The following is a 26,082-nucleotide window of genomic DNA, read 5'->3' as shown; positions in this document are numbered from 1 at the left end:
CTATCTGCGGCGCATTTCTGCGTTGTGCGCTGCTACACCTTGAACTGCATCCACATCTGGGGATTTTTCAAAGGTCTGATTGTGATTAGGGTTTGGACGGCAGTTTCAACGGCTTAAGTCTGCCTGCCATTTTTGAATGCGTTGCAATACGCCCGCTGTGCTCAAGCCCAAGTCGTCGAGCAGTTTTTTCGGGTCGCCGTGTTCGGTAACGGTGTCGGCTACGCCCAATACCAGCACGGGTTTGTAGATGTTATGCTTGGCCAGCACTTCCAGCACCGCGCTGCCCGCGCCGCCTTGCTCGGCGTTTTCTTCGACGCTCACCAGATAATCGTGCGACTGTGCCAGTTTGAGTATCAATGCTTCGTCCAGCGGTTTCACGAAGCGCATATCGGCCACGGTTGCATCCAGCGTTTCGGCCGCCTCCAGTGCGGGCTGAACCATGCTGCCGAAAGCGAAAACGGCGGTTGTGCTGCCTTCGCGTCTGACAACGCCTTTGCCGACGGGCACGGTATCGAGGCCGTCTGAAACCGTTGCGCCGATACCCGAACCGCGCGGGTAACGCACGGCGGTCGGCGCATCGAGTTGGTAACAGGTGGACAGCAGCAGGCGGCATTCGTTTTCGTCGCTCGGGGCGGCAATCACCATATTCGGAACGCAGCGCAAAAAGCTCAAATCATATAAACCGGCGTGGGTGGGGCCGTCTGCACCCACGATGCCGGCGCGGTCAACGGCAAACATCACGGGCAGGTTTTGCAGGGCGATGTCGTGAACGAGTTGGTCGTAGGCACGTTGCAGAAAGGTGGAATAAATCGCCACCACCGGTTTCGCGCCTTCGCAAGCCAAGCCGCCGGCAAAGGTAACGGCGTGCTGCTCGGCGATGCCGACATCAAAATAACGCTCAGGGAATTTTTGTTCGTATTCGACCAAACCGCTGCCTTCACGCATGGCGGGCGTGATGGCAACCAAGCGCGGGTCGGCGGCGGCCTGATCGCACAGCCATTTGCCGAAAATCTGCGTGTAGGTGGGTTTGGCGGCGGGTTGCGGCACAGGTTTGTAAGGTTCTTTTTCAGGCTCTTTGGCGAGGTTGGACACGGCGTGGTATTTCACCGGATCGTTTTCGGCAAGCTTGTAGCCTTGGCCTTTTTTGGTGATCACATGCAGAATCTGCGGGCCTTTTTTGGCGCGCAAGTCTTGCAGCACTTCCACCAGATTTTCAACGTCGTGGCCGTCGACGGGGCCGGTGTAATGGAAACCGAAGTTTTCAAATAACGACAGCGATTGCTTGGCGTGCTCCGCTTCGCCGGCAATTGCTTTGATTTTGTGTTCGACTTTTTGAGCGATTTCCAACGCGCCGGGCAGTTTGTCGAGCACTTTGGTGGATTGTGCTTTGATGGTGCTGAGCAGGCCGTGCATATCGCGCACGACGTTGCGCGCCAGATATTTGGGCAGCGCGCCGACATTGGGGGAAATCGACATTTCGTTGTCGTTGAGAATCACCAACAGGTCGATATCCATATCGCCCGCACAGTTTAAGGCTTCAAACGCCTGACCCGCCGTCATCGCGCCGTCGCCGATTACCGCCACGCTGCGCTTGCCGTTGCCCGCCAGTTTGTCGGCTACCGCCATACCGAGTGCCGCGCCGATGGACGTGGAAGAATGGCCGACACCGAATGCGTCGTATTCCGACTCGCCGCGCTTGGGAAAGCCTGCCAAACCGCCGTATTGGCGCATAGAACCCATGCGGTTTTTGCGGCCGGTGAGGATTTTGTGCGGATAGCTTTGATGGCCGACATCCCAAACCAAGTTGTCGTTGGGCGTGTCGTACACATAATGCAGGGCAACGGTTAGCTCGACCGCGCCGAGGTTGCTGGCGAAATGCCCGCCCGTTTTGCCGACAGAATCGAGCAGGAATGCGCGTAATTCGGCTGCTACTTTCGGCAGCTGGTCTTTGTTCAGACGGCGCAGGTCTTGCGGCAGATTGATGGTGTCGAGTAACGGGGTTTGGCTCATGGTAGGGTCTTTTTCTATGGAGTTTGCTACGGTAACGGCTGATTATAACAAGAGATTCTTGTGGCGGGATACGGAAATGGGGCGCGCAACGGCAAACTCACCGGCAGGAAAACAGCCGAAACACGGCGGTGCGGGTTTCGGCTGTTTTCGGCAAGGGTATTTGCCTGAATCAATCCTTATGCCCAATGGCGGGCGAGTTGGTCGGCTTCTGCCAAGCGCTCAACCGTGCCGACATCCAGCCATAAGCCGTTATGCCGCTCGCCCGACACCAGCCCTTCATTCATGGCTTGGCGCAGCAAGGGGGCAAGTTTCGCGGCTTGGCGCGGCGGGGTATTGCGGAACAAATCCGGGTGGTAAACGCCCATGCCGCTGAAGGTTAAGGCCGTGCCTTCGCTGCTTTCGGAAAGAACAGCACCGTTGCCGTTGAGCGCGAAATCGCCTTTCGGGTTATGAGCCGGATTAGGCACCAGCCATAAATGTGCCAGCTTTTGTTCCTGTTGCAGGGTTTGGGCGGCGTTAAAGGCCGTCTGAAAATCAATGTCGGTCAATACGTCGCCGTTGATAACCAAAAAAGGTTCGCTGCCCAGTAAAGGTAGGGCCGTAGCAATGCCGCCGGCGGTTTCCAAACCCGTTTCCCCCTCGGCGGAATAGGCAATTTCTACACCGTATGCCGCGCCCGTGCCCAGCGTATCTTCTATCTGGCTGCCCAGCCAAGCATGGTTGATCACGATTTCGCGTATGCCTGCGGCGTGCAGCCGCCGCAGATGCCAGCCGATGAGCGGTTCTGCGCCTACTTTGAGCAGGGGTTTGGGGCAGGAATCGGTGAGCGGGCGCATACGTTCTCCGCGTCCGGCGGCTAAAATCATGGCTTTCATGTTGAATCCGTATCGGTTTGAACGGCTGGGATTGTATAACAAAGGCCGTCTGAAAATAAGGTTTACGTTTTTTTAAGTTTTTGTCATGTGTTTTGCAGGAAAATCTCGGTAATATGTTGGTTAACATATTAACTGAGGCTTTTGCCACCCCTCGGATGCGGATGCAGCTCAAGGCGCAGCAACGCCGTAATAAAAGTGAAGTCGATAGACTGTGGCAGCAAATGAGCACAAACAGATACAAATTTCCCTGCATAGCATAGAAAGGTGTAAATGATGAAACGATTCGGATTGATATTGCCGTTGTTTTTAATCGGTGCATGCACCACTTCGGTTGCGGTGCCCTTAGGCAACCATACCCAGCCCTTGCAAGGCTCGTGGCAGATTAAAGAAGCAGAGGGCCAAACGGTTCGCCCGGAAGTGGTGATGATGTTGGACGGTAAAGACAAGGCGTTCAGCATCAGCACCGACTGTAACCGCGTATTCGGCCGTTATATTGCGTCGTCTGACAAAAAATTGCAGTTCGGCGGTATCGCATCTACGTTAATGGCTTGCCCCGATGCCGCTACGGAACAGCAACTGACGCGCATTCTGCCTTTGGTGCGGAGTTACCGTTTTGTCGGCCAACACATCGAGATGTTCGACCGGCAAGGAAAAACGCTTTTGCGCGGCGAAAGGGTTAAAGGAAATTAACTGCCCGAAGAGTGAAACAGCAACGGCCTTTCCGAATAGGAAAGGCCGTCTGAATAAGGTTTGTAGCCAATAAACTTATTTTTGATACAAGGCGGCAACGCAGTAGCAGAAATAAAGTTTATTGACTATGCCGCTCTTATTGCGCGGCAGGCGCATCATGGAGTTCTGCCGCCTGCAAAGTATTTTCCAGCAAAGTGGCGATGGTCATCGGGCCGACTCCGCCCGGCACGGGAGTAATCATGGCGGCACGTTCTTTGGCCGCCTCAAATTCCACGTCGCCGCACAGTTTGCCGTTTTCCAAGCGGTTGATGCCGACATCAATCACGACCGCTCCCGGTTTAATCCATTCGCCTTTAACGAAATTCGGTATGCCGACCCCGACAACCACAATGTCTGCGGCGCCCACTTCTTCGGCCAAATTCTGTGTGGCACTGTGGCAAACGGTTACGGTGGCACGCGCCAATAGCAGTTCGAGCGCCTGAGGCCGGCCGACAATATTGGATGCACCCACCACTACGGCTTTTTTGCCTTTGGGGTCTATGCCGTAGGCTTCCAGCAAAGTCATCACGCCTTTGGGGGTGCACGGCCGCATCAGGGGCATTTTGACAACCAGACGGCCGACGTTGTAGGGGTGGAAGCCGTCTACGTCTTTGTGCGGCAAAATGCGTTCCAATACGGCTTGGCTGTTGATTTGCGCGGGTAGGGGAAGCTGAACCAAAATACCGTCGACTTCGGGATCGGCATTTAAATCATCTACCAATTTCAACAAGGTTTCTTGCGTGGTTTCTTTGGGAAGCTCGTAGGAAAGCGACCGGAAGCCGACTTTTTCACATGCCGTTTTTTTGTTGCGCACATACACGGCGCTGGCGGGGTCGTCTCCCACTAAAACTACGGCCAAACACGGGGCACGCAAGCCGGCAGATTGGCGTTCGGCCGTTTTTTTCGTGAGGATTTCTAAACGCTGTTGGGAGATCTCTTTGCCGTTAATCAGCTGCGCGGTCATGTTGGTTCCTTTGGTGGATTGGGGACAGGTGCGGATTATCGCATTTTTGAATCCGCTTTTCATCTGGTGCGCTGAATGTGTTGATTGACTGAGGTGTTGGAAAAGGTCGGGTTATTTACACTTTTTATGCCAAACAGCTTTTGTTTTTTGCAGGAATGATGGTTTCGTGATTTTTGAGTATTCTCAAGAACGATGCGGCTTCGCCGTGCCTTTCGGCATTCTTGACAACCCTCAAAAATCCCAAAATGGGTCTGCATGCAAAAAACGGAAAGTGTAAACAACGCTAGAATTTCCTACAACTGAGGCCTTTGCAACCCCCCATCTGTGGAGCATTTCTGCGTTGTGCGCTACCCGCTCGTTTGCCTATCTATAATGATATGTCTGCACCGCTGTGCTGCTACGCCTTGAACTGTATCCACATCTGGGGGTTTTGCAAAGGTCTCTGACTATATTTTCAGACGGCCTCGGGGTAGATACTTGAATAAAAAAACACTTGGCAATGAAATGCCAAGTGTTTTTATTTGCCGGTTTGTTTGAAGCAAAGCCGGCACTTTAAACAAACTCTTAAAACTTATCGTATTCGACAATCATATATTTGCCGCCGATATTTTTGGTGGCGTCGCCGTCGTCGCTCATGAAGATCAAACGGTTTTGACCGTTTACTTTAACAGAATCCACGGCTTCGACGTTGGTCATGTGGCTCATATTAGGCAAGTCGATAGGTTTGGCCTCGGAAGTAGGCTCGCCGTTCCACAACCAAAACTGCGGAAACTTCTTGCCTTGTTCATCTTTTACTTCGTTGGTCAGGATGTACGATTTCAATACGGCATCATAGTTTATCGAGCGGATACCGCCGCCTTTAATATCCAAGAAGGCAACATCGACAAAGTTGGGTTTGGCTTTTTGCTCAAACATTTCTTTAGGGTTGTCAATGTAGAGAATCATCGATTTATCGCTGAACTCGGGGTCGCGGAAACCCAGCAGCAGGCGGTTTTTGTTGGGGTCGTAAGCCAAACCTTCGATATTGATGGTTTTGAAATCCAACATGGTGCCGATTTTACTGCGGATGAGCTGTTCTACTTGATCCGATGATTCGAGTATGTCCACCAAACCGTTAAACGAACTCAACTCAACCACTTCGTTACCGCGGATTTTGAAGCGGATAAAGTGTTCGCGGTCGGGACGGCGCACGCCTTCTCTGTTGCGGGAATGGGAAGTAATGGCGTAAACATAGCCGTCGTTATCCAAAGTCAGGCCCTCCAAATCGCTGAGTTTACGTTTGAAGCCGCGGACAATGCGGCTGTCTACCGATTCGTTTTCGTCTAAAGTGCCGTCCGGCTTAAACGATACGATGCTGGCCGCACGCGAATGTTCGTCTTCCACCACCAGCAGGCGGCCGTCGGGCAGTTGCTGTACGGCCGAAGGTTCGTATAAGCCTTTGAATGAATTGATGCCTAAATTGCGCAGTTCTGCGGCGGCTTTGTCGGCACGCATCGACGGCACGGCATTGGGCAGGGCTTTGATGGTAATGAAAGCCAGCACTGAGATAAGCAGGCCCCAGCGGAAAGCGGCATACGACATATTCAGGTATTTGAACTGCTTGTTGGCCAACGAGCCGAGCCAGTATAGCTCTTCACTCATTTTTTTATATACTTCTTCGCGGTTGGCCATAATCTCCTGCATCATTTCCCAGTAGCGGTCTTTGGAAATTTTGACCCTGTCTTCATAAATCAGGATATTGGGCGATTCGTTCACAAAGTGGGCTTTAGGTTCATATACCCGTGTTTTGAAATCTTTCAGCGACGCTTTGCGTTTGAATAAGTCTTTCAGCCATTCAACGGTGGCACGCATTTTACCCATGCGCTCGGGAGAGGCCGACAATAAGGCAAAAACGATAGAGGCCGCCGCTGTTGTCATAAAGATGCCGGCCGGCACGAGAAAGTCGGGTGAAGTTGAAAAAATGAATGCGCCGGAAATCATCAGGGCGGATACGATGAAACCATTTAATGAAATCATGATGTTGGCTTTGGTTGCCGCCAATGCCAGTAGTTCCATTTCGGTACGGAAGGCGTTGCGGAACATCGTTTCCACGCCTTTTGCCGTTCCCAATTGCAATGCCGGTTCTTCTTCGGGCTGAACTTTCGGTTCTTTTTTGGCTTTTCGTTGCTCTTTCAGCAATTTTTTCTTTGCTTTTTTTGCCGCTGCGGCTTCATCGGCAGATTCGTTTAATAACGCATCTTCCGGTTGTGTCGGCGCGGTATGGTTTTCATTTTCCAAATGTTCCAACATTAAAACCGGTTCCTGAGCAGCCAAGTGATCGATGGTGTGGTTGGGCTGCCCGTTCGGGGTGTTGTCGGTATGGATTAAGTCGTCGTTTTGTGCCGGTTTTTCGGAACGGGTGTTGTCGTATTCTGTCATGGCATACCTTAAGTGTGTCGGCTAATGTTCTTGTTGTAGCGTCAAAGCTAAAATGACGGGAGTATCTTAGTCATAAATCATGAAGGTCAATCACATTTACAACATTGCATCTTGCATAACATTTGTTTACAAAACGCAGGCAAAATAGTTTGTTACAACAGATTACGACCATAATCAGAGGTAATTGTTTCATACCGGCATACTTATTTTTCAAGAAAATATTCGTACAAAAGCTTCTGCCGTAAAAAATCTCCGGCACAAGGCCGGAGATTGGTTTGTCGGGTTTGTATAGGGTATTGCGGATGCCGGCGGGGTTTATTGGCCGGACGAAGGTTTTTTGCCTAACAGGCAGATAACCGAACTCATGCCTTGATGGCGGCTGCCTTCGTTCATTTCGCGGACGGAATGTTCGGCAACCAACCATTCCAAGCCCGATAAAGCCTGTTGCATTTCTTCCAGCGTGCCCAACAGCGCAGGGTCGCTGGGGCCGCCGGTGCCGTAGGCAATTTGGTCGGGATGGTAGAACACGCCGGCAAACAGGCCGCCGGGTTGCAGAGCGTGCACAATTCGCTGCATGGTGCGCGTGCGCTCGGGTTCGGAAAAATGGCAGAATACCGACGTGATAACGGCGTAGTGTTCGGGCGGCATATCCATTTCGGTAATGTTTGCCATACGGGTGGTGAAGTCCACCCCTTTTTGTTGCGCCAGTTTTTCCGCTTTTTCCAAACCGCGCACCGACATATCGACACCTTCGGTTTTCAGGCCCAGTTGGGCGAGAAAGATGCCGTTGCGTCCTTCTCCGGTGGCCAAATCCAACGCGTTGCCCTGCGTAGGCAGATAAGCACGGATGCGGGCGATAAATTCGTTCGGCTCCGTACCGAATACATATTCTTCGGTTTGGTAGCGTTCATCCCATTGCGACATAAATGTTCTCCTAAAAATAAAAACGGTTTGCTGCTGTTTCAGACGGCCTGTTTCCGCACCGTTCCGACCACACAGACAAATAGAAAAAAACAGCCTTTCATTTGGCATGAAAACGGCCTGTTCAGGTAAATACAATCAGGTAAATTAATTAAAGCAATCAGTAGGATACAAATAGTGTATAAATCTTTACCAGAATTAAAATCCAGCTAATTTTAACCTAAGTTTCGCCCCCTACAATGCTAATCAAACAAAAGGCATCACCGGTTCGGAACAGCAAAAGTTTGAATGCGGCTATATGGCTATATGCGGTATCAAAAAGATTGTTGCCCCAGCTGTTATGAAGCTGACTTTGTTTGTTACTTGATGAAAAGGATACGACTATGAAACTCAATCTGAAAAAAACCACAGCGGTTTTGCTTGCAGCTACTTTGAGCGCCGGTGCTTACGCTTATGATTACAATGATTATCAAAGCCAAGGCCAATACCAGCCCAGCTACAACCAAGACTACAATAACTACCTGAAAGACAAAGCTGCCAAGAAAGCGGCCAAACAAGCTGCCAAAGCGGCTAAAAAAGCAGCCAAACAAGCTGCCAAAGCTGCCCGCGCTGCTTTGCCCAAGCCCGAATCTGAAGCGGTAAACAAAAAGCTGCTGAAAAGCGCGGCTTACCAATCAGGCATTTACTACAAATCTTTGGATCAACACCGAGCCAATGTTGACCGTAACGGTGTGAAAACCATCGTTGCCAAAAACCACTACACCGGCCAAAACATCGGTAAGTTCACGTTCAACAGCATCCGCAGCGGCGGTGCGAGCGTACAATACGGTGAGTGGGTAGGCCGCGAGTTTGCCAAAGGTTCTAACCGCGCAGTTTACTACTCAGGCGACAGCCGCACCAGAAACATGCCTGTTTACGGTACTGCCACTTACGCGGTTAAAGGCTTCAACAACTACAAGGGCAACAACTTGATGACCGGTACTTTGAAAGCCGACTTCGGTGCCCGTACCTTGGCAGGTTCGTTGAAAAACTCTGCGGTTAGCATGAACATTCATTCTTACATCGACACCAAAGATGCAGAATTCGAAGGTTACGCTTTTGCTAACGGCCACGCAGGTAAAGTTGACGGTAACTTCTTCGGTAACGGCGCTTCAAGCCTGGCCGGTGTAGCCAAGTTCAAAACCAACCCGAACCTGAACACTGCGTTCGGCGGTGTGAAGAAGTAAGTCAGGATAAACAGGCTTGACGAGAACGATTCTCCGAGAGCCTTATCCAACCGATCCGCTTATTTGTTTATAATATCAAATAAGCGGATTTTTATTATCTGAACATTCTTAGGTGCAGATTATGTCAAGAAAAACAGTGTGGTTGTGTTTGGCCGTGTGCTGGCCTGCCTTTGCACAAGACTTTCCCCGCCAAGCCGGCCGGACGCATGCTTTCACGCAAGACGATATCCAACAGCGTTTGTGGCAGAACACCCGTCAAATGGATAGGGCGCAGGAGCGCGAAGTGTGGGAGAAAGATGCGGCGGCGCAGGCTGCCTTGAGCGGCGGCGAAATGGAGCCTCAGGATACCGGCGCGGCATTATACGATGCCGTCAACCACAGTGATTGGCCCAAGGCGCGCCGGCTGCTTGCCGAGTATGAGCAGCAAACCGATCACGATAAAGATGTCGCCTTGTTGGCGCGTGCCTCGCTTGCCCGTGCCGAGGGCAAATGGAAACAGTCTAAGCAGCATTACGAAACCCTGCTCGAACGCCAGCCCGATTTCACGCGGGGCCGCCTTGATTTGGCCAGATTGCTGTATGAAGGCCATCTGAACCGTGAAGCCCAATCGCAATTTGTGCAGATTGCCCGGGCGCCGGATCTGCCCGAAAGTGTTCGCGAAAACATTGCCTCTTTTCAGACGGCCTTAAACCAACGCAATTCATGGCGCGGGTCGGTACAAATCGGCGGCGTATGGAACAGCAACATCAACCACAGCCCCGGAACAGGTAAAGAATGGTGTGTGGGCGACATCATCGCAGGCGAATGCTCCGGCTTGTTGCAGGCAGACCCCGTCGAGAGCGGCTTCGGTGCAAAATATGAAGCCACCGCCGTGCGTCAATGGCAAATCAGCGGGCATCACGGCGTAACCGCGCGGGGCATTTCCTACGGAACGGTTTACCGCAATAAAAAAGAGCACGGCACGCATACCGCCAATCTGAGTGCCGGCTACCAGTTTGAAAACCACCGCGACAGCCTGACGCTTGCTCCGGTGTTCGAATGGAGCAGCAGCGGCGGTAAAACCGATCAACGCAGTTACGGCGTGCGCGGCGAATGGGAAAGAGACGGCACCAACTGGCAGTGGAATAGCGAGGTAGAGTGGGCGCGTCTCGATAATGTGGACCGCTATAACCATTTAGACGGCCATAAAGTTTCCGTCAACAATACGCTAACCTACCTCCCGCGCAACGATATGCTGCTGTATGCCGGTTTGGATTTCGAGCGGCGCACGGCGGCGAGCGACGTTTACGCCTACCGTCAGGCTTCTGCACGGCTGGGTGCGGTAAAAATATTCCGTCAGGGTTTCAGCGCGGGATTGAACGCTACCCTGCGCCGCCGCACGCACGACGGATACGAAGCCTTTTTCCAAAACCGCCGCCGCGACAACGAACAGATTTATCTTGCCAGCCTGACTGCCGACCGCTGGAAGATTGCCGGTTTGAAACCCGTGCTCAGCGTCAAACACCGCAGAGTAAACGGCAATATCGGCTTAAACAGCTACAAACAGAACGAAATCGGCTTGGCCTTGCAAAAAACCTTCTAAACCCTGCCGTCATTCAATCAAGGCCGTCTGAAATAATCTTTCAGACGGCCTTTTGTTGCCGATAAAGGGGTAATGGAATTTAAGCATTTAAAAAACCGAATAAAATAAGAAAAAATGCCGCCGGCGTTTCGGCTTGGCAGGCGCACGAAAAATTTAGCTTAAATCATAAAAATCTGTAATTTTCCAACAAATAGTCGGCTTTCGGGTTAAAATTCTGCACATAACACACTTTGCACATAACACAAAACGTACCGCAATCGAAAGGATGTTTGCCATGAGTGCTTCACAACGCGATTTAACCCGCATCCGCCATAATACTAAAATCGTGGCCACCCTCGGCCCGGGCAGCAACAATGTTGACCTGTTGAAAGATATGATTGCCATAGGCGGCTTGAATGTCGTCCGCTTCAATTTCAGCCACGGTACGCCCGAATTTCATCAAGAAAACGCCCGTATCGTGCGCGAAGCCGCCAAATTGGCAGGCCGCGAAGTGGCGATTATGGCCGACCTGCAAGGCCCGAAAATCCGTGTAGGTAAAATCGAAGGCGGCAGCATCAAACTGGCAGCCGGCGAAAAACTGCTGCTTGATGCCGCATTGGAAGGCGAGGGCAACCGCGATCGCGTCGGCCTCGATTACCGCGACTTGCCCAAAGACGTGAAAGCGGGCGACATTTTGCTGCTCGACGACGGCCTGCTTACCCTGATTGTCGACAACGTTAACGGCAGCGAAATCCTGACCACGGTGTTGAACAGCCACACGCTCAAGAGCAATAAAGGCATCAACAAGCAAGGCGGCGGGCTTTCTGCCGGTGCGCTGACCGAAAAAGACTTCCGCGATCTGAAAACCGCCATCGCCATCGGTTGCGATTATCTTGCCGTCAGCTTCGTCAAATCGGCGGAAGACCTGCACACCGCCCGCCGTTTGGTGGAGCAGGAAATGCAGGGCAGCGATGCCGTCCGCCCCGGTTTGGTATCGAAAATCGAGCGGGTGGAAGCCATTACCAATTTGGATGAAATCATTCTGGCTTCAGACGGCATCATGGTGGCGCGCGGTGATTTGGCGGTGGAAGTCGGCAATGCCGCCGTGCCCGCCCTGCAAAAACGCATGATCCGCCGCGCCCGCGAGCTGCGCCGTTTCAGCATTACCGCCACGCAGATGATGGAAAGCATGATCACCAACCCCGTGCCGACCCGCGCCGAAGTGAGCGACGTAGCCAATGCCGTGTTGGACGGAACCGATGCGGTGATGTGTTCGGCAGAAACCGCCATCGGTGCGTATCCCTTTGAAACCGTGCGCCAAATGGCTCTGATTTGTGCTGCCGCCGAAGCCGAACAAGATTCGCTCAACGGTGTGAGCGAAGAGCATAGCGAAGACGCGGTAAGCACCAATCTGGCGATTGCCGGCGGCGCGGTTCACGTTGCCCGAGCCGTGAATGCCCGCGCCATTGTTGCCTTAACCGAGAGCGGCTCGACGGCCTTCGAAATCAGCCGCCACAGCATCCAACTGCCGATCTACGCACTCACGCCCAGCATTTCGGCACAACGCCGCATGGCGATGTACCGCGGTGTGCGCCCCATGATTTTGGCAACCAGCACCGACCACGATACCGCTTTGGATCAAGTGGAAAAAACGCTGGTGGAGCGCAAAGTATTGGCCGCGGGCGACCAATACATCATTACCAGCGGCTCGCGTATGCGCGAAAGCGGTTCGACCAATATGCTGCAAGTTTCTACCGTGCGCGGTTGAGATCGGGCATTGCGTATATAAAAACCGAAAGGCCGTCTGAAAAATTTTCAGACGGCCTTTCGGTTTTTGTAGCCTTATGTATAGACAAAGTTTTTTAATGAAGCTGCATTATTTCTTGGCTTTGAACCCCAGCAAATGCTGCTGGGTGGCCAGCCATGCTCCGGCAACGCCCAGTGCAGACACCACGGCTAAAATCAGCAGCACTTCCCAAAAGTGGAAATAACGCCAGTCGATATGCAGGCCGTAGGGTTTGAAAATGCGGTTAATCAGGGGTTGCGATGCGTTGACCAACCAAGCGCACAGGGCGAGGCTGACGCCTACCGCCAATACACCCTGCCACACGGCTTGGTAAAGGAAGGGGCGGCGGATAAACGAAGCGGGTGCGCCGAGCAGTTTGGTGATTTCGATTTCTTCTTTACGGCTCAGGATTTGCAGACGGATGGTGTTGTGAGCCACCAAAACGAAGGCCACGCTGAGGGTAATGGCCAAAAACCAGAAGATTTTGTGCAGAAAGTCGTTGATTTGGTAAAGCGTTTGCATCCATTCGGTGTCTAAGCTGGCACTTTCGACCATAGGCAGCTGATCCAAATCGTTTTTCAGGGCTTCCATTTCTGAGGGTGCCGTGGCGGGGTCGGGCGTAACGATGAAAACGTCGGGCAGGGGGTTTTCATCGAGCATCGACACTAAATCCTGCCCGCCCATGCTGGTTTGGAGTTCTTCCAAGCCTTTTTGCTTGCCGATAAATTCGCTTTTGGTGATGCGCGCATCTTTGGCGAGCAGGTTTCGGACGGCTTCGGTATCGCCCGCATCGGCGCCAAGTTCCATATAAAGCGTGATTTGCGGCGATTCGTTGAGTTTGCCCAGCACGGCCTGCGAGCTTTGTACGCCGAGGTAGAGCGTGAGCGGGAGCGTCATGGCGATGGCCAGCATAACGAGAATCAGCAGGGTGCCGACAGGCTGTTTCCACAGTTGTTTGACGGCGTTGGCGGCGGATTCGAGATGGAGCGACAGGTAATGGTTCATGATGCAAACCTGCCTTCCTGCAAGCGTAAGATGCGGTGGCCGTAGTCGGCCATCAGGGTTTCATCGTGCGCGGCCACAATCACGGTGGTGCCTGCTTCGTGAAAGGTTTTGAAGAGTTCCATAATATCGAGGGCGTAGGCGCGGTCGAGGTTGGCTGAGGGTTCGTCGGCAATCAGGAGGCTGGGTTGGTGCACAACGGCGCGGGCGATGCACAGGCGTTGCTGTTCGCCGCCTGAAAGGGTAATCGGGTCGGAAAGTTCGCGACCGCCCAAGCCTACTTTTTCGATGGCGATGCGGGCGCGTTTTTCAGCCTGTTTGGCGTCGTAGCCGATAATGCGCAGCGGCAGCAATACGTTTTGCAGCACGTTGCGGTCGAACAGGATTTTGTGGTCTTGAAACACAATGCCGATATGCTGGCGCATGAAGCCGATTTGGTTGTCGTTAAGGCTGCCGATATCTTGGTTGTTCATCCATACTTTGCCTTGGGTGGGCTTGGTAATGCCGGAAATGAGCTTGAGTATGGTGGATTTGCCGGCACCGGAATGCCCGGCCACGAAAATCATTTCGCCTTTGTTGATTTTGAAGCTGACGTTTTTCAATGCCTGAAAACCGCCGGGATAGGTTTTGGAAACTTGCTCGAAACGAATCATAGCTTTTCTCGTTGAAAGTGGTTTCAGACGGCATAGGCCGTCTGAAAAAGAAGGCTGAAATCTCAGGCTGAGACCTTTGCAAAACCCCCATCTGCGGCGCATTTCTGCGTTGTGCGCTGCTCGCTCGTTTGCCTATCTGCATGATATGTCTGCACTCGCTGTGCTGCTACGCCTTGAACTGCATCCACATCTGAGGGTTTTGCAAAGGTATCAGGCTGCGATTATACCGAATAATCCGCCGTGCTTCAGCCGCGCTAGGCAGGCGGAATATTTTTATTGCGCAGCGGCGCGGCAGGGGGTTGTTGTTTTCTGTATGCAGTTCGGGCGGGTGCGGTTTGTTTGCGGCGGGCGGCTCGGGCATGGGTGTATCGGCGGTATGTCGGGGCTTGCGGGGAACAGTTGCCGTGCGGCTTGGCGGGAGCTTGGCCGGTTTGGGTGTTCTTAACGGGTTAGGTTTGGGGTTTGTGTCTGTTGTTTGCTTATGCCTGCCTATATAATGCACACTTATTTTTCAGACGGCCTTGATTTGCGCAAAGGCTTATGGCCGTCTGAACAGCGATTTTTGAAAGGAACCGCCATGCTCTCCACCGAACAAGTTAAAAATATGATTGAAGCCGTTGCCCGTTGCGAATATGTAGAAGTTGAGGGCGACGGCCACCACTTTTTCGCTCAAATCGTGTCGTCCGAATTTGAAGGCAAAGCCCGCCTTGCCCGCCACCGCTTGATTAAAGACGGTTTGGCCGACAAATTGGCCAGCAATGAACTGCACGCGTTGTCGATTACCACGGCGGCCACTCCGGCCGAATGGGCTGCCAAACAAGGCGGTTAGGCCGTCTGAACAACGCTCCGAGCGGTGTAGGGGATAATGCCGCTCGGGGTGCGCTGCAACCGATTAAAACAAATAATTGCGGGCAGGCCGAACCTTAAACATGGGTTTTGCAAAGGTTTCAGGCCTGCAAAAGATGCCGCACCGCCCGCCAACCAAACACATTACATCACAAGCTATCATGCTGATTCTCAACCCTTCTTTTCTCAAACAGCCGCCGCCGCGCGCTGTTGCTTTCGCCGTGCTTCTGGCTTTGTTATGGACTGCGCTGCCGCTGGTGTCTTCACTGCCGGTTGCGATTATGGCGGTGTTCGGCGGCATGTGGCTGCTGCGCTTGGCTTTACTGCGCTTGGGCATCGCCAAGCTGCCCGTGCCGGCATTGATTTTATTGATGGTTATCGGCGGTGCGCTGGTGTGGCAGCAGCTCGGAACGGTTATCGGGCGCGACGGCGGGGTGTCGTTTCTGCTGCTGATGGTGATGCTCAAGGCTTTTGAAGGCAATACCCGCCGCGATTGGCAGGTGCTGCTGTTGGCGATGCTGTTTTTAATCGGTTCGTCGGTGCTGTTCGACCAAAGCCTCGCAGTCGGCCTGTGGCTGCTGCTGGCCTTGCCGATGGTGGGCGTATGCTTTGCCGTGTTGTGCGGTTTGAATGTGAAAGAAGCCGCCAAACAAACCGGCCTTGCCTTGCTGCTTACCTTGCCGCTGGCCGCCGTGCTGTTTGCCGCCGTGCCGCGGCTGAGCGAACCGCTGTGGCGCATTCCCCAGCCGCAGCAGGGTCAGGCCAAAACCGGTTTGTCCGATTCGATGGAGCCGGGCAGCATCAGCAATCTGGTGCAGAGCGACGAATGGGTGGCGAACATTACCTTTTCAGACGGCCTCAAGCCGCAGCGCAGCGATATGTATTGGCGCGCCATCATCATGGCCGATTTCGACGGCGTGCGTTGGCGTGCACTCGACAACACCTATATAGACGAAGCCCGCAGCGCAGCCAACCCCGCACGCACCGTCGAATATCAAATGATTATCCGCGACCAAAACGGCGCACTGCCCGCTTTGGATTATCCCGTCGGCCAGCTCCACGGCAGCCTCACCAAACGAATGGGGCAGATTGTACGCGCCCACCGCAGCCGCGAAGGTTTGCGCCGCATCACCTTGCAGGCATCGTTGAGCGACACCCTGCCGCACAAGCTCACCGAAGGCGAACGGGTTTTCTATACCCGTCTGCCCGAAGGCAACCTGCAAACCCGCCTGCTTGCCGACACACTGGCCAAGCAGTCTGCCAACGAACGCCAGTTTATCGACAAAGTGCTGCACCACTACCGTAGCAAAAAGTTCGGCTACACCCTGCAACCGCCGCGCACCCCGGGGCGTAACGGTATCGACGAATTTATGTTCCGCACGCAGCAAGGCTTTTGCGAACACTACGCCCAAAGTTTCGTGGTGATGATGCGCGCCGTCGGCCTGCCCGCCCGTGTCGTTACCGGCTATCAAGGTGCCGAATACAACGAACAAGCCGGCTTTTGGCAAATCCGTTCCAAAGACGCACATGCATGGGCGGAAGTGTGGCTGCCGCAAGAACAAGCATGGCTGCGCGTTGACCCCACCGCCGCCGTATCCTCCGTGCGTGCCGAAAGCGGCATCAGCCAAGCCCTGCCCGAAGCCGAACGCAATATGGTTTCAGACGGCCACAGCCTCTTCGCCCGCTGGCGCGATACCGGCCAATTTTACTGGCAGCAATGGGTGGTGAATTACGACCAAAGCAAACAAAACAACCTCTTCGAACTGCTCGGCTTGGGCGGATTCAACTGGAAAACCCTGCTGCTCGTTCTGCCGGTAGGCATCGCATTGGCATTGCTGCCCTTGCTGAAATGGTGGTTCGGCAACCGCAACCGCGAACGCGATTACCTAAACGAAGGCTTCGCACAACTCAAAACCGCCTTGCTGGGCGAAGAAGACGAAACTGCCCCCGCCGTCAGCGCAGGCGAACTGCACAAACTGCTCGACAGCAACGGCATCGAAAACCCCGAACTCACCCGCCTGCTCAAACAATACGAACACTGGCTCTACGCCGCCGACCGCCCGACATTGCGCACCCAAAAACGCTGGTATCGCGCAGTACGGAAAATCGTTAAAAAGCATTACCGGCAGCAGCATTAATTTGTTAGGTTTTGCCTATAACAGAGGCCGTCTGAAAACAGCTTTCACCCGATTGTGAGCAGTTTTCAGACGGCCTTTGTTTTGCAGTGAAAGGGTGTGCAAATTTCTCAACTGTTATGATATATTTCTCACTTGGTAGTTAATGCAGAAATAATAAAAAATACATTGGAGAATGTCTGTGGATAATCAAACTATCCGAATTTACTACGCCCATTCCGCCGAAAACCAACCTTACGAATACTGGCAAACCATGTGCAGCCATGCCCACAATGTGGGTGATATGGCTGCAGGGTTTGCCGCTTTTTTTGGTGCGGAGGAAATGGCGCGTTATACCGGCCAATTGCACGATTTGGGCAAATACACGCCGGAGTTTAACCGCCGCCTGCATGGCGGCCCATCGGTGGACCATGCTACGGCGGGTGCAAAAATCGCTTTTGAACGCTGGAGTGTGCTGGGTAAATTAATGGCGTTTTGCATAGCCGGCCATCATGCAGGTTTGGCAAACGGAAACAGCGAGGGCGACAACCGCCGCACCTTAACCCAACGCTTGGCCGTGCCATTCGGCAAAGGGATTCACGATATTCCCGAGCCGGATGAAGTATGGCGGCAAGAGATTCAGCTGCCTCAAAAATTGCCGATGCCGGGTGTTAAGTTTGGCATTGCCGATTCTGCGGATAAATATGCCAAGTCCTTCAGCGTGGCTTTTTTCACCCGCATGCTGTATTCCTGTTTGGTCGATGCCGATTATCTTGACACCGAAGCCTTTTATGCGGGCTTGGAAGATAAAACCGTGCAGCGCGGCGGTCATCCCGATTTATTGCAGCTGCAACAACGCTTTAACCGCTTTATCGGCGATTTCAGACGGCATATTGCCGAAAAGCCGCAGCAAACCGAAGAAGAAAAGCGCAATGCCGCCCTAAACCGCCTGCGCAGCGATATTCTCGACCACGCCGTGAGGCAGGCGGAGCAAGTGCCGGGGCTTTTTACCCTCACCGTGCCAACCGGTGGCGGCAAAACCTTCACTTCGATGGCCTTCGCCCTCGAACACGCCAAGCGGCACGGCATGCGCCGCGTGATTTATGTGATTCCCTTCACCAGCATCATCGAACAAAACGCCGCTGAGTTCCGCAAAGCGTTCGGCGATCTGGGCGAAGCCGCCGTGCTGGAGCACCACAGCACGTTTGACGGCAGCAAACTGCAAGGCGAACACAGCAAAGACAAATTGCGGCAAGCCTCCGAAAACTGGGATATGCCTGTTGTCGTTACCACCGCCGTGCAGTTTTTCGAATCGCTGTTTGCCGACCGTTCTTCCCGCTGCCGCAAACTGCACAACATCAGCGGCAGCGTGATTATTCTCGACGAAGCACAAATGCTGCCGCTCAAACTCTTGTTGCCCATCATGCAGGCCGTTAAAGAGCTGGCGCGCAACTACCATTGCTCCGTCGTCATGTGTACCGCCACCCAGCCCGCCATCCAAGCCGAACACGGTTTTTACCGCGGCTTGGAAAACACCCGCGAGCTGGCCCCCAATCCACTCGAACTGTTTGACAAACTGCGCCGCACCACCGTGCAACATATCGGCCTCCAAACCGATGCCGATTTGCTCGAAAAGCTCGCACAGCACAAGCAAATCCTCATTATCGTCAACAACCGCCGCCACGCCCGCAGCCTGTACGACAGCGCCAAACAGCTTGACGGCGTTTTCCACCTCACCACCCTGATGTGCGCCAAACACCGCAGCCAAGTGTTAGAAACCATCCGAGGCCGTCTGAAAAACAGCGAACCCTGCCGCGTGATCGCCACATCGCTTATCGAAGCCGGCGTAGATGTCGATTTCCCCTTAGTCATGCGTGCCGAAGCCGGATTGGACAGCATCGCCCAAGCCGCAGGACGCTGCAACCGCGAAGGCAAAAGGCCGTCTGAAAACAGCTTTGTCTGGGTGTTCAAACCCGAAGAAAAATGGAAAGCCCCGTCCGAACTCGGTCTGCTCTCCGCCGCCATGCGCGAAGTCGTGCGCCACCACGCCGAGGATCTGCTCTCACTACAGGCCATCCGCCGCTACTTCCAATATGTTTACGAAGAAAAAGGCAAAGAATTAGATAGCAAAGGCATTCTCGACATGCACAAGAAGGCAGGCGACAGCCTCGATTTCCCCTTCCAAGCCATCGCTCAAGAATTCCGCATGATCGAAACCCATATGCAGCCGCTGATTATCCCGTTCGACCAAGAAGCCGAACGCCTGATCGACAGCCTGCGCCACGCCGACCAAATCGGCGGACTGCTGCGCAAGCTCCAGCCTTACACCGTGCAAGTGCCAGAAAGCGCCTTGCAAACCCTGTTCAAAGCAGGGCGGATAGAAACGGTTAACGAAAAGCGGTTTGGCAAGCAGTTTTACAGCCTGATTGGGTTGGATTTGTATGATGAGGTGGCTGGGTTGTGGTGGGGCAATGTAGGATTTTTGAAAGTAGAGACGTTAGTTTTTTAATTAATTTGGAGATATTCAATGGAAACAGAATCAAATCTTATCTATGAAAAAATTGCCAGACAAATTGAGGTAGTAATAAATAAGTTATCAAAACAAAATGGGAAAGATAAAATTGATAAAGATATATCTTTTGCAATAGGTAACCTATATAAATTAAATAAAGCTATTCAAAAAGAACTTAACGAATTAAAAAAATTAAGCGAATGGGAAAAATTTACTATTGCTTTTTATGGTGAAACTAATGCAGGGAAATCAACTTTAATAGAAGCTTTGCGTCTATTTTTAAAAGAGGAAAGTAAAATAGAAAGCCAAAAGAAATTTAAAACATTAGCTGAGAAAAGTGGTTTAACAGAAGAGGCTTTCTGTAAAGTTCGCCAAATTATTATGAATAAAGAACAAGCAATAGAGGAAGTGCAGGAAATTTTAAATAAGTTGGATCAAAAATATGCAGAATCTATTATGCGAGCTGAAGTTGAGGTTCATCATTTGGTTGAGTTATTAAAGGAAATTAAAAAGAATCAAAAATGGTGGCAGCGCTTTATTTCTTTATTCATTCCGATTAAAGAGAAAGAAGAATTAGTTACAGCACGACAGCTTTTATCTGAAATTGAAGCTGAAAAGCAAAAAGAATCAGAAGATTTTAAAGATTATCTAAAAGCTTTATTGCAAGAAAAGAAAGATGCAGAAGCTGAAAATACACGTTTAATTAGAGAAGCAGAGAGTTTGAAGGAGTTCGCAGACGGCCAGATCATTGGAGATGGTCGTTCAGATTTCACCCGTAACAATACTTCATTTAGCTTTAACTATAATAATCATGAATTTGTATTGATTGATGTTCCTGGTATTGAAGGTGATGAAAATGTTGTACGAGCTTCAATTGAAGAGGCTGTTAAGAAAGCTCATGCCGTATTTTATATAACCCGTACTGCACGTCCGCCACAAACACATGAGGGAGAGAAGGGAAATAAAAAAGGTACATTAGAAAAAATGAAAGAGCATTTAGGTACTCAAACAGAAGTTTGGACAATCTACAACCATGCTGTCAATAATCCTCGCTCTTTGAAAAAACCATTAATTAGCCAAGGTGAAAAAGATGGATTGCGGGCATTGGACGAAAAATTAAAACAAGAGTTAGCAGAGAAGTATTGTCAGAGCTTAATCGTTAGTGCAAGGCCAGCTTATTTGGGGTTGACTGAATGCATTGTGCCAGGAAGTAAAGAGGCAAATGAACAAAGAAAATTTCTAGAGCGTTTTGGTACAAGAGATAAAATCTTGGAGTTGAGTGGCTTACCTAACTTTGTAGAAAAATTATCTTCTGAAATCATTGTTGATTACCGCAATAAAATAAAACGTTCAAATTTAAATAAGGCTTACCAAGCATTAGATTCTTCAATATGTGATTTGAAAGCGTTAAGTCGAAAATTTAATGAGGATAGAAAAAAGGTAAGAGGCGAAGTGTTGAATTCTCAAGCTAGAATTAAGGTGTTAATGGAACAATTTTCAGGTAGCTTAGATTCATTAAGAGGAAAAATTTTACAGGCTTTTCAGAATGAAATTCGAGCTAGTCTTTATAATGAAATAGATAAAGATATCAGTAATGACACATTTAAACGTAATTTGAAAAATGAAATGGAGCTGCAAGCTAAAGAGCTAGAAAATAAATTGAGGAATTCTATTGAATTCGAAGCTAACAAGTTTGGAGAGGAGTTGTTGCGTATCGTAAAACGTACAAGTGTTCACTTAAATAATATTGTTAATGAAAGAAGTAATTCATTTAATTTAAAAAACTTTAATTTAGATATAAAGATTGATAATGGATTAGATCTTTTAGGATTAGTTTCAAGTGGTGTTGCCGTAGTAACAGGTGCTTTATTATTGGCCAGTAATCCAGCAGGTTGGACTTTTGCCTTTGTAGGTGGGGTGTTGGCCGTAGTTGGGGCTTTAATTGGGGTAACTAAATCAATCATTGGCTTTTTTAGCTCAGATTATAAGAAGTCCCAGCAACGTAAAGAAACTGATAGTGCAATTCGGAAAGCTACTAACCAAATTGGAAATGAAATGGAAAAAATTCTTGATAGTATCAAGAATGCGATGAATGAGCAGGTTGAAAAAGTTTTAATGGAACTTGAAGTTCCATTAAAACAATATAAATCTGTTATAGAGGTATTAGAAACAGCTGAAACAGAGTTAGAAGCTATTTCTCAAACAATCTAAAAAAAGGAAATGTTATGACAAATACTGTGACTGTATTTAAAGTTCAACAAGAAAAAGCACAAAGTATGCTAGAGAAATTAAGTCAATTTATTGAGAAAGGTCGATCATTTGGTTTGGTTCCTAATCCAGACTTATTAGAAAAACTACAAACTGCTAAAAAGTACATGCAAAGTACGGTTTTAAAAGTTGCCTTAATTGGTGGTTTTTCAGAAGGTAAAACTTCTATTGCTTCTGCTTGGTTGGAACGTTTAGACCAAAGTATGAATATTAGTCAGCAAGAATCCTCAAACGAAGTAAAAATTTATCATGTGGATAATGAGATTGAGCTTATTGATAGCCCAGGATTATTTGGTTTTAAAGAACAACAAAACAGTGCAGGTCAAATCGAGAAATATAAAGAGATGACCAAAAAATATGTTAGTGAAGCTCATTTGATATTGTATATCATGAATTCAACTAACCCAATCAAAGAGAGCCATCAAGAAGACTTGCAATGGTTGTTTCGTGATTTGAACCTGTTATCACGTACTGTGTTTGTATTAAGCCGTTTTGATGAGGTGGCAGATGTGGAAGATGATTGGGATTATAGAGAGAATCTAAAGACCAAAGCAGATAATGTCTTAGGCCGTCTGAAAACTATGATCGGATTAGAAGATAAAGAAGTTGCTGATATTAAGATTGTCGCTGTATCAGCAAATCCGTTTGGAGAAGGAATTGATTATTGGTTGGATCATTTAGACGAATTTAAAAAGTTATCTCGCATCCATACTTTGCAAGATGCAACTCGTTATGTCATAGAGAAAAATGGTGGAGCAATACCAATTGTGTTTGAAGCACAAAAAAGTATGATTCAGGATGTATTAGGTAAACAGCTACCAATTGTTCAAAAAACACAGGAAATACTAAATAATGAGTTGGTGCATTTAGCCGATACTGCCCAACATTTAAATTCTGAATTGGAGCCAATGACTGCCCGAATCAATAATGTACGTAGTTCTTTGAAAGAATTTGTGCTTGATTATTTCACGGGATTGATTTGTCAGGTCAAAGGAACAGACTTACATACATTCTCAGATTTTTATGAAAATGAATTAGGAAAAGATGGGATTATATTAACTACCCGTTTAGAACAAGAGTTTGGACGACAATGCCAGGTTATAGAAAGTTCGTTGCAACGTATTAGCTTGGACTTTGATAATGAAATGGTGCGATTCGAGGCTTCTGTGGGATCCGCTGTAATGAACAAGGGTTTAGGATTTTTGAGCAAGCAAAAAATTAGCAATACACATGTATTGGCTACTCGTGATGGTATTGTTGCTGCTGGGAAGATGGTAGGTGTAGATCTTGCAAAGTATCTGAAATTTAAGCCGTGGGGAGCCGTTAATCTTGCGGCGAAAGTAAATGCCGTTATGGCTTTTGCAGGTATTGCGCTAGAAGCTTGGGATAGTTATAAAAAGGCGAAAGCGGAAGAAGATTTTCTAAATATGGTTGGAGATATTGTGGAAATGCTTGAAGAACAGCGATCTGGATTGCTTAATTCATTGAATAATGATGATTTTATTAAACAATTATTTCCAGCTTATACAGAGTTAAAAGAAAAAATTTCAGTGATTCAAGAAGCTAATATGCAAACTGCTGAGCGCAAAAAAGCATTTGATGAATGGAAGAAAGAGGGTGAAATTATTGAAGGGGCGTATAGAATTTTGGAAAGCTAAAATAATTTTGTTAGTCACATTTAAATAAACATATGCCCCTCTTCTAGGGGCATATTAATAAAAACCAATAGGAGAAAAAATGAATCGGGTACGCTTACACATCTGGGGCGACTACGCCTGCTTTACCCGCCCTGAGATGAAAGTAGAGCGGGTGTCTTACGATGTGATGACACCGTCGGCGGCGCGGGGGATTTTGGCGGCGGTGCATTGGAAGCCGGCGATTCGTTGGGTGATTGACCGCATTCATGTGTTGAAGCCGATTCGCTTCGAGTCGGTGCGGCGCAATGAGTTGGGCAGCAAGATTTCGGCCAGTAAGGTCAGCGGGGCGATGCGGCGCAAGAGTGTGGAAGATTTGTATGCGCTGATTGAGGATGACCGTCAGCAGCGCGCGGCAACGGTGTTGAAAGACGTGGCCTATGTGATTGAGGCGCATGCGGTGTTAACTGCGCGGGCGGGTGAGGGCGAAACGGTTGCCAAGCATATTGAGATGTTCAAACGCCGCGCCGCAAAAGGGCAGTGCTTCCAGCAGCCTTGCATGGGTGTGCGTGAGTTTCCGGCGCATTTTGCTTGGGTGGATGAGGATTCCATGCCGGAGTCGGAGTTGCCTGAAAACGAGCGCGACCGAGATTTGGGCTGGATGCTGCACGATATTGATTTCGACGGCAGCAATCTGCCGCACTTTTTCCGTGCGGAGATGAAAAACGGGGTGGTTGAAGTGCCGCCGTTTTTTGCGGAGGAGGTGAAAAAATGATTTTGACCTCTCTTGCGCGTTATTACCGCCGTTTGGCCGCTGAAAACGATGTGGCGGGCAATCCTAAAGTGCCGCCTTATGGGTTTAGCGAAGAAAAAATCGGCTGGGTGCTGGTGTTGGATTCAGACGGCCTGTTGGTGGATGTGGTGCCGCATTTTACGACTGAGGGCAAAAAGACGCAGCCCCGCTTGATGAGTGTACCGCGCCCTGAAAAGCGCACGTCGGGCGTGAAGCCCAATTTTTTGTGGGACAAAACCGCCTATGCGCTGGGCGTGGAAGCCAATAAAGACAAAGCCACGGCCAAAGAGCAGCCGTTCAGGCCGTCTGAAAAAACCTTTGCCGCTTTCCGCGAGCTGCATTTGGAAGCCCTGAAAGACACGCAAGACGGGGGTTTGCTGGCCTTGCGCCGTTTTTTGGAACGCTGGCAGCCCGAACAATTTGCCCATCCGCCATGCCGGCCTGACATGCTGGACGCAAACGTGGTGTTCAGGCTGGACGGCACGCGCGGCTATATCCATCAGCGCGAAGCGGCACAGGCATTGTGGGCAGGCCGTCTGAAAAACGATGAAGCGGAGCAGGGCTTGTGTTTGATTAGCGGCGAGTCAGCGCCGATTGCGCGGCTGCATCCGGCGATTAAAGGCGTGTTCGGCGGGCAGAGTTCGGGCGGATCGATTATCTCGTTCAATAAAGAATCGTTTACTTCTTTCGGTAAAGAGCAGGGTGCGAATGCGCCGGTTTCGGAAGTATCCGCCTTTGCCTATACCACCGCACTCAATTACTTGCTGCGCCGTGAAAACGGCCATTGCCTGACTATCGGCGATGCCAGCACTGTTTTTTGGGCGGAGGCCGATACCCCCGAACAAGCCGCCGCTGCCGAAGCCTGTTTTGCCGATATGCTTGATCCGCCCGACGACGAGCAGGAAAACCAAAAAATCTTCAATATTTTGGCGCAAGTGGTCAAAGGCCGCCCGCTTCGGGAAATCGATCCGAATCTGGACGACCAAACCCGCTTTTACATTCTGGGTTTGGCGCCCAATGCCTCGCGCATTTCCATCCGTTTTTGGCTGGATACCACGTTTGGCAAGCTGGCGGAACATTTGGAGCAGCACTGGCGCGATTTGGCACTTGAGCCGCGTGCATGGAAAACGCCGCCGTCGATTTGGCGTTTGCTGGTTCAGACGGCCCCTTTGGGTAAAAGCGAAAACATATCGCCCGTGTTGGCCGGTGAAATGACTCGCGCCGTGATCGGCGGTACGCCCTATCCCATGAGCTTACTGTCGCAACTGATTGCCCGTATCCATGCCGACGGTGATGCCAACGGCCTGCGCGTGGCCATGATTAAAGCCGTATTGCAGCGGCGTTTCAGAAAAAGTTTGATTAAAGAGGAGGTCCCCATGAGTTTGGACACCGAAAGCCGCAACACGGCTTATTTGCTCGGCAGATTGTTTGCCGTGCTGGAGCGCATTCAAAATCAGGCATTGGGCGATTTGAATGCCGGCATTGCCGACCGTTATTACGGCTCCGCTTCCGCCGTACCGTTTTCCGTATTCCCGCGTTTATTGAGCGGCGCAAAACACCATCTGTCGCGCCTGCGTAAAGACAAAGCAGGCATGGCCGTGAACTTGGATAAAGATTTGGGCGGCATCATTGCCGGGCTACCTGAAACTTTTCCGCGCCATTTGAGCATAGAAGAACAAGGCCGCTTCGCCATCGGCTATTACCACCAAAAACAAAGCTATTTCGCCAAAAAAGATTCCGCAGAAACCCAATCACATGAAGGAGAATGAA

The 26,082-nt window shown here is 50.5% G+C and carries 18 protein-coding genes and 2 pseudogenes; 13 read left to right on the top strand and 7 right to left on the bottom strand.

All coding sequences use genetic code 11. The annotated features are described in order from the left end of the window. Positions 1-105: 105 nt before the first annotated feature. Positions 106-2,010 carry a 1-deoxy-D-xylulose-5-phosphate synthase gene (gene dxs, locus LVJ88_RS11570; RefSeq protein ID WP_085418193.1) on the bottom strand — a complete coding sequence of 635 codons (1,905 nt, stop codon included), beginning with the start codon at positions 2,008-2,010 and terminating at the stop codon, positions 106-108. Between the two features lie 176 nt (positions 2,011-2,186). Further along, on the bottom strand, positions 2,187-2,885 hold the full coding sequence (murU, locus tag LVJ88_RS11565; RefSeq protein WP_085355549.1) for an N-acetylmuramate alpha-1-phosphate uridylyltransferase MurU: 699 nt from the start codon (positions 2,883-2,885) through the stop codon (positions 2,187-2,189). A gap of 270 nt (positions 2,886-3,155) precedes the next feature. On the opposite strand from murU, the gene LVJ88_RS11560 reads away from it, so the two are divergent. After that, entirely contained in the window at positions 3,156-3,575 is a 420-nt protein-coding gene (locus tag LVJ88_RS11560; protein ID WP_082403008.1) for an META domain-containing protein, read from the top strand. A 136-nt stretch (positions 3,576-3,711) separates the two neighbouring features. Here the strand turns inward: LVJ88_RS11560 and folD are convergent, their stop codons facing one another. After that, entirely contained in the window at positions 3,712-4,578 is an 867-nt protein-coding gene (folD, locus tag LVJ88_RS11555; protein WP_054599844.1) for a bifunctional methylenetetrahydrofolate dehydrogenase/methenyltetrahydrofolate cyclohydrolase FolD, read from the bottom strand. Between the two features lie 299 nt (positions 4,579-4,877). On the opposite strand from folD, the pseudogene LVJ88_RS11550 reads away from it, so the two are divergent. Next, a pseudogene (locus LVJ88_RS11550) lies at positions 4,878-5,059 on the top strand (lipoprotein signal peptidase). An 83-nt stretch (positions 5,060-5,142) separates the two neighbouring features. Here LVJ88_RS11550 and LVJ88_RS11545 read toward each other — a convergent pair. Both LVJ88_RS11545 and LVJ88_RS11540 read right to left on the bottom strand, forming a co-directional pair. Next, positions 5,143-6,996 carry a Pycsar system effector family protein gene (locus tag LVJ88_RS11545; RefSeq protein WP_085418194.1) on the bottom strand — a complete coding sequence of 618 codons (1,854 nt, stop codon included), beginning with the start codon at positions 6,994-6,996 and terminating at the stop codon, positions 5,143-5,145. Between the two features lie 315 nt (positions 6,997-7,311). Continuing rightward, positions 7,312-7,920 carry a class I SAM-dependent methyltransferase gene (locus tag LVJ88_RS11540; RefSeq protein ID WP_085418195.1) on the bottom strand — a complete coding sequence of 203 codons (609 nt, stop codon included), beginning with the start codon at positions 7,918-7,920 and terminating at the stop codon, positions 7,312-7,314. Positions 7,921-8,300: 380 nt separating this feature from the next. Here LVJ88_RS11540 and LVJ88_RS11535 point away from each other — a divergent pair, with 380 nt between their 5' ends. The 3 genes from LVJ88_RS11535 to pyk all read left to right on the top strand — a co-directional run bounded on the left by LVJ88_RS11535 (position 8,301) and on the right by pyk (position 12,472). Then, positions 8,301-9,143: a Slam-dependent surface lipoprotein gene (locus LVJ88_RS11535; protein WP_085418196.1), complete on the top strand. Its 843-nt coding sequence runs from the start codon at positions 8,301-8,303 to the stop codon at positions 9,141-9,143. A 121-nt stretch (positions 9,144-9,264) separates the two neighbouring features. After that, positions 9,265-10,725 carry a surface lipoprotein assembly modifier gene (locus LVJ88_RS11530; RefSeq protein WP_085355543.1) on the top strand — a complete coding sequence of 487 codons (1,461 nt, stop codon included), beginning with the start codon at positions 9,265-9,267 and terminating at the stop codon, positions 10,723-10,725. A 274-nt stretch (positions 10,726-10,999) separates the two neighbouring features. Further along, positions 11,000-12,472, top strand: a complete 1,473-nt coding sequence (gene pyk, locus LVJ88_RS11525) for a pyruvate kinase (protein WP_085355542.1) — start codon at positions 11,000-11,002, stop codon at positions 12,470-12,472. A gap of 108 nt (positions 12,473-12,580) precedes the next feature. Here the strand turns inward: pyk and ftsX are convergent, their stop codons facing one another. Both ftsX and ftsE read right to left on the bottom strand, forming a co-directional pair. Next, positions 12,581-13,495, bottom strand: coding sequence for a permease-like cell division protein FtsX (gene ftsX / locus LVJ88_RS11520; protein ID WP_085418197.1), 915 nt, complete (start codon positions 13,493-13,495; stop codon positions 12,581-12,583). Continuing rightward, entirely contained in the window at positions 13,492-14,145 is a 654-nt protein-coding gene (gene ftsE / locus LVJ88_RS11515; protein ID WP_085355540.1) for a cell division ATP-binding protein FtsE, read from the bottom strand. The genes ftsX and ftsE overlap by 4 nt, the downstream gene beginning before the upstream one ends. 67 nt (positions 14,146-14,212) lie before the next feature. Here ftsE and LVJ88_RS12620 point away from each other — a divergent pair. The 8 genes and pseudogenes from LVJ88_RS12620 to cas8c form a co-directional block, all read left to right on the top strand. Continuing rightward, a pseudogene (locus LVJ88_RS12620) lies at positions 14,213-14,362 on the top strand (signal peptidase); the annotation flags it as partial. Between the two features lie 360 nt (positions 14,363-14,722). Then, a complete protein-coding gene (locus tag LVJ88_RS11510) occupies positions 14,723-14,974 on the top strand; it encodes a BolA family protein (RefSeq protein WP_085418214.1) in 252 nt (83 codons plus the stop codon). A 133-nt stretch (positions 14,975-15,107) separates the two neighbouring features. After that, a complete protein-coding gene (locus tag LVJ88_RS11505) occupies positions 15,108-17,129 on the top strand; it encodes a transglutaminase TgpA family protein (RefSeq protein WP_244694160.1) in 2,022 nt (673 codons plus the stop codon). Positions 17,130-17,301: 172 nt separating this feature from the next. Then, the gene (locus tag LVJ88_RS11500) at positions 17,302-19,614 is read left to right on the top strand and encodes a CRISPR-associated helicase/endonuclease Cas3 (RefSeq protein WP_085418198.1); all 2,313 of its coding nucleotides are present in this window, start codon (positions 17,302-17,304) and stop codon (positions 19,612-19,614) included. Between the two features lie 18 nt (positions 19,615-19,632). Continuing rightward, complete coding sequence (locus LVJ88_RS11495; RefSeq protein WP_085418199.1) at positions 19,633-21,828, top strand: AAA family ATPase; 2,196 nt, start codon at positions 19,633-19,635, stop codon at positions 21,826-21,828. A gap of 14 nt (positions 21,829-21,842) precedes the next feature. Next, on the top strand, positions 21,843-23,543 hold the full coding sequence (locus LVJ88_RS11490) for a LeoA/HP0731 family dynamin-like GTPase (protein WP_085418200.1): 1,701 nt from the start codon (positions 21,843-21,845) through the stop codon (positions 23,541-23,543). A gap of 79 nt (positions 23,544-23,622) precedes the next feature. Next, the gene (gene cas5c, locus LVJ88_RS11485) at positions 23,623-24,294 is read left to right on the top strand and encodes a type I-C CRISPR-associated protein Cas5c (RefSeq protein WP_085418201.1); all 672 of its coding nucleotides are present in this window, start codon (positions 23,623-23,625) and stop codon (positions 24,292-24,294) included. Further along, on the top strand, positions 24,291-26,081 hold the full coding sequence (cas8c, locus tag LVJ88_RS11480) for a type I-C CRISPR-associated protein Cas8c/Csd1 (RefSeq protein ID WP_085418202.1): 1,791 nt from the start codon (positions 24,291-24,293) through the stop codon (positions 26,079-26,081). The genes cas5c and cas8c overlap by 4 nt, the downstream gene beginning before the upstream one ends. Position 26,082 lies beyond the last annotated feature (1 nt).

Origin of the sequence: Neisseria dumasiana, from assembly GCF_022870885.1 — a bacterium.
Lineage (GTDB): Bacteria > Pseudomonadota > Gammaproteobacteria > Burkholderiales > Neisseriaceae > Neisseria > Neisseria dumasiana.
This window is presented reverse-complemented; position numbering and strand designations above follow the sequence as displayed.

Bases quoted from the DNA above. Each gene is read 5' to 3' on its own strand.
- dxs (WP_085418193.1), bottom strand. From the start codon at position 2,010: ATGAGCCAAACCCCGTTACTCGACACCATCAATCTGCCGCAAGACCTG.
- murU (WP_085355549.1), bottom strand. From the start codon at position 2,885: ATGAAAGCCATGATTTTAGCCGCCGGACGCGGAGAACGTATGCGCCCG.
- LVJ88_RS11560 (WP_082403008.1), top strand. From the start codon at position 3,156: ATGATGAAACGATTCGGATTGATATTGCCGTTGTTTTTAATCGGTGCA.
- folD (WP_054599844.1), bottom strand. From the start codon at position 4,578: ATGACCGCGCAGCTGATTAACGGCAAAGAGATCTCCCAACAGCGTTTA.
- LVJ88_RS11545 (WP_085418194.1), bottom strand. From the start codon at position 6,996: ATGACAGAATACGACAACACCCGTTCCGAAAAACCGGCACAAAACGAC.
- LVJ88_RS11540 (WP_085418195.1), bottom strand. From the start codon at position 7,920: ATGTCGCAATGGGATGAACGCTACCAAACCGAAGAATATGTATTCGGT.
- LVJ88_RS11535 (WP_085418196.1), top strand. From the start codon at position 8,301: ATGAAACTCAATCTGAAAAAAACCACAGCGGTTTTGCTTGCAGCTACT.
- LVJ88_RS11530 (WP_085355543.1), top strand. From the start codon at position 9,265: ATGTCAAGAAAAACAGTGTGGTTGTGTTTGGCCGTGTGCTGGCCTGCC.
- pyk (WP_085355542.1), top strand. From the start codon at position 11,000: ATGAGTGCTTCACAACGCGATTTAACCCGCATCCGCCATAATACTAAA.
- ftsX (WP_085418197.1), bottom strand. From the start codon at position 13,495: ATGAACCATTACCTGTCGCTCCATCTCGAATCCGCCGCCAACGCCGTC.
- ftsE (WP_085355540.1), bottom strand. From the start codon at position 14,145: ATGATTCGTTTCGAGCAAGTTTCCAAAACCTATCCCGGCGGTTTTCAG.
- LVJ88_RS11510 (WP_085418214.1), top strand. From the start codon at position 14,723: ATGCTCTCCACCGAACAAGTTAAAAATATGATTGAAGCCGTTGCCCGT.
- LVJ88_RS11505 (WP_244694160.1), top strand. From the start codon at position 15,108: ATGCCGCACCGCCCGCCAACCAAACACATTACATCACAAGCTATCATG.
- LVJ88_RS11500 (WP_085418198.1), top strand. From the start codon at position 17,302: ATGTCTGTGGATAATCAAACTATCCGAATTTACTACGCCCATTCCGCC.
- LVJ88_RS11495 (WP_085418199.1), top strand. From the start codon at position 19,633: ATGGAAACAGAATCAAATCTTATCTATGAAAAAATTGCCAGACAAATT.
- LVJ88_RS11490 (WP_085418200.1), top strand. From the start codon at position 21,843: ATGACAAATACTGTGACTGTATTTAAAGTTCAACAAGAAAAAGCACAA.
- cas5c (WP_085418201.1), top strand. From the start codon at position 23,623: ATGAATCGGGTACGCTTACACATCTGGGGCGACTACGCCTGCTTTACC.
- cas8c (WP_085418202.1), top strand. From the start codon at position 24,291: ATGATTTTGACCTCTCTTGCGCGTTATTACCGCCGTTTGGCCGCTGAA.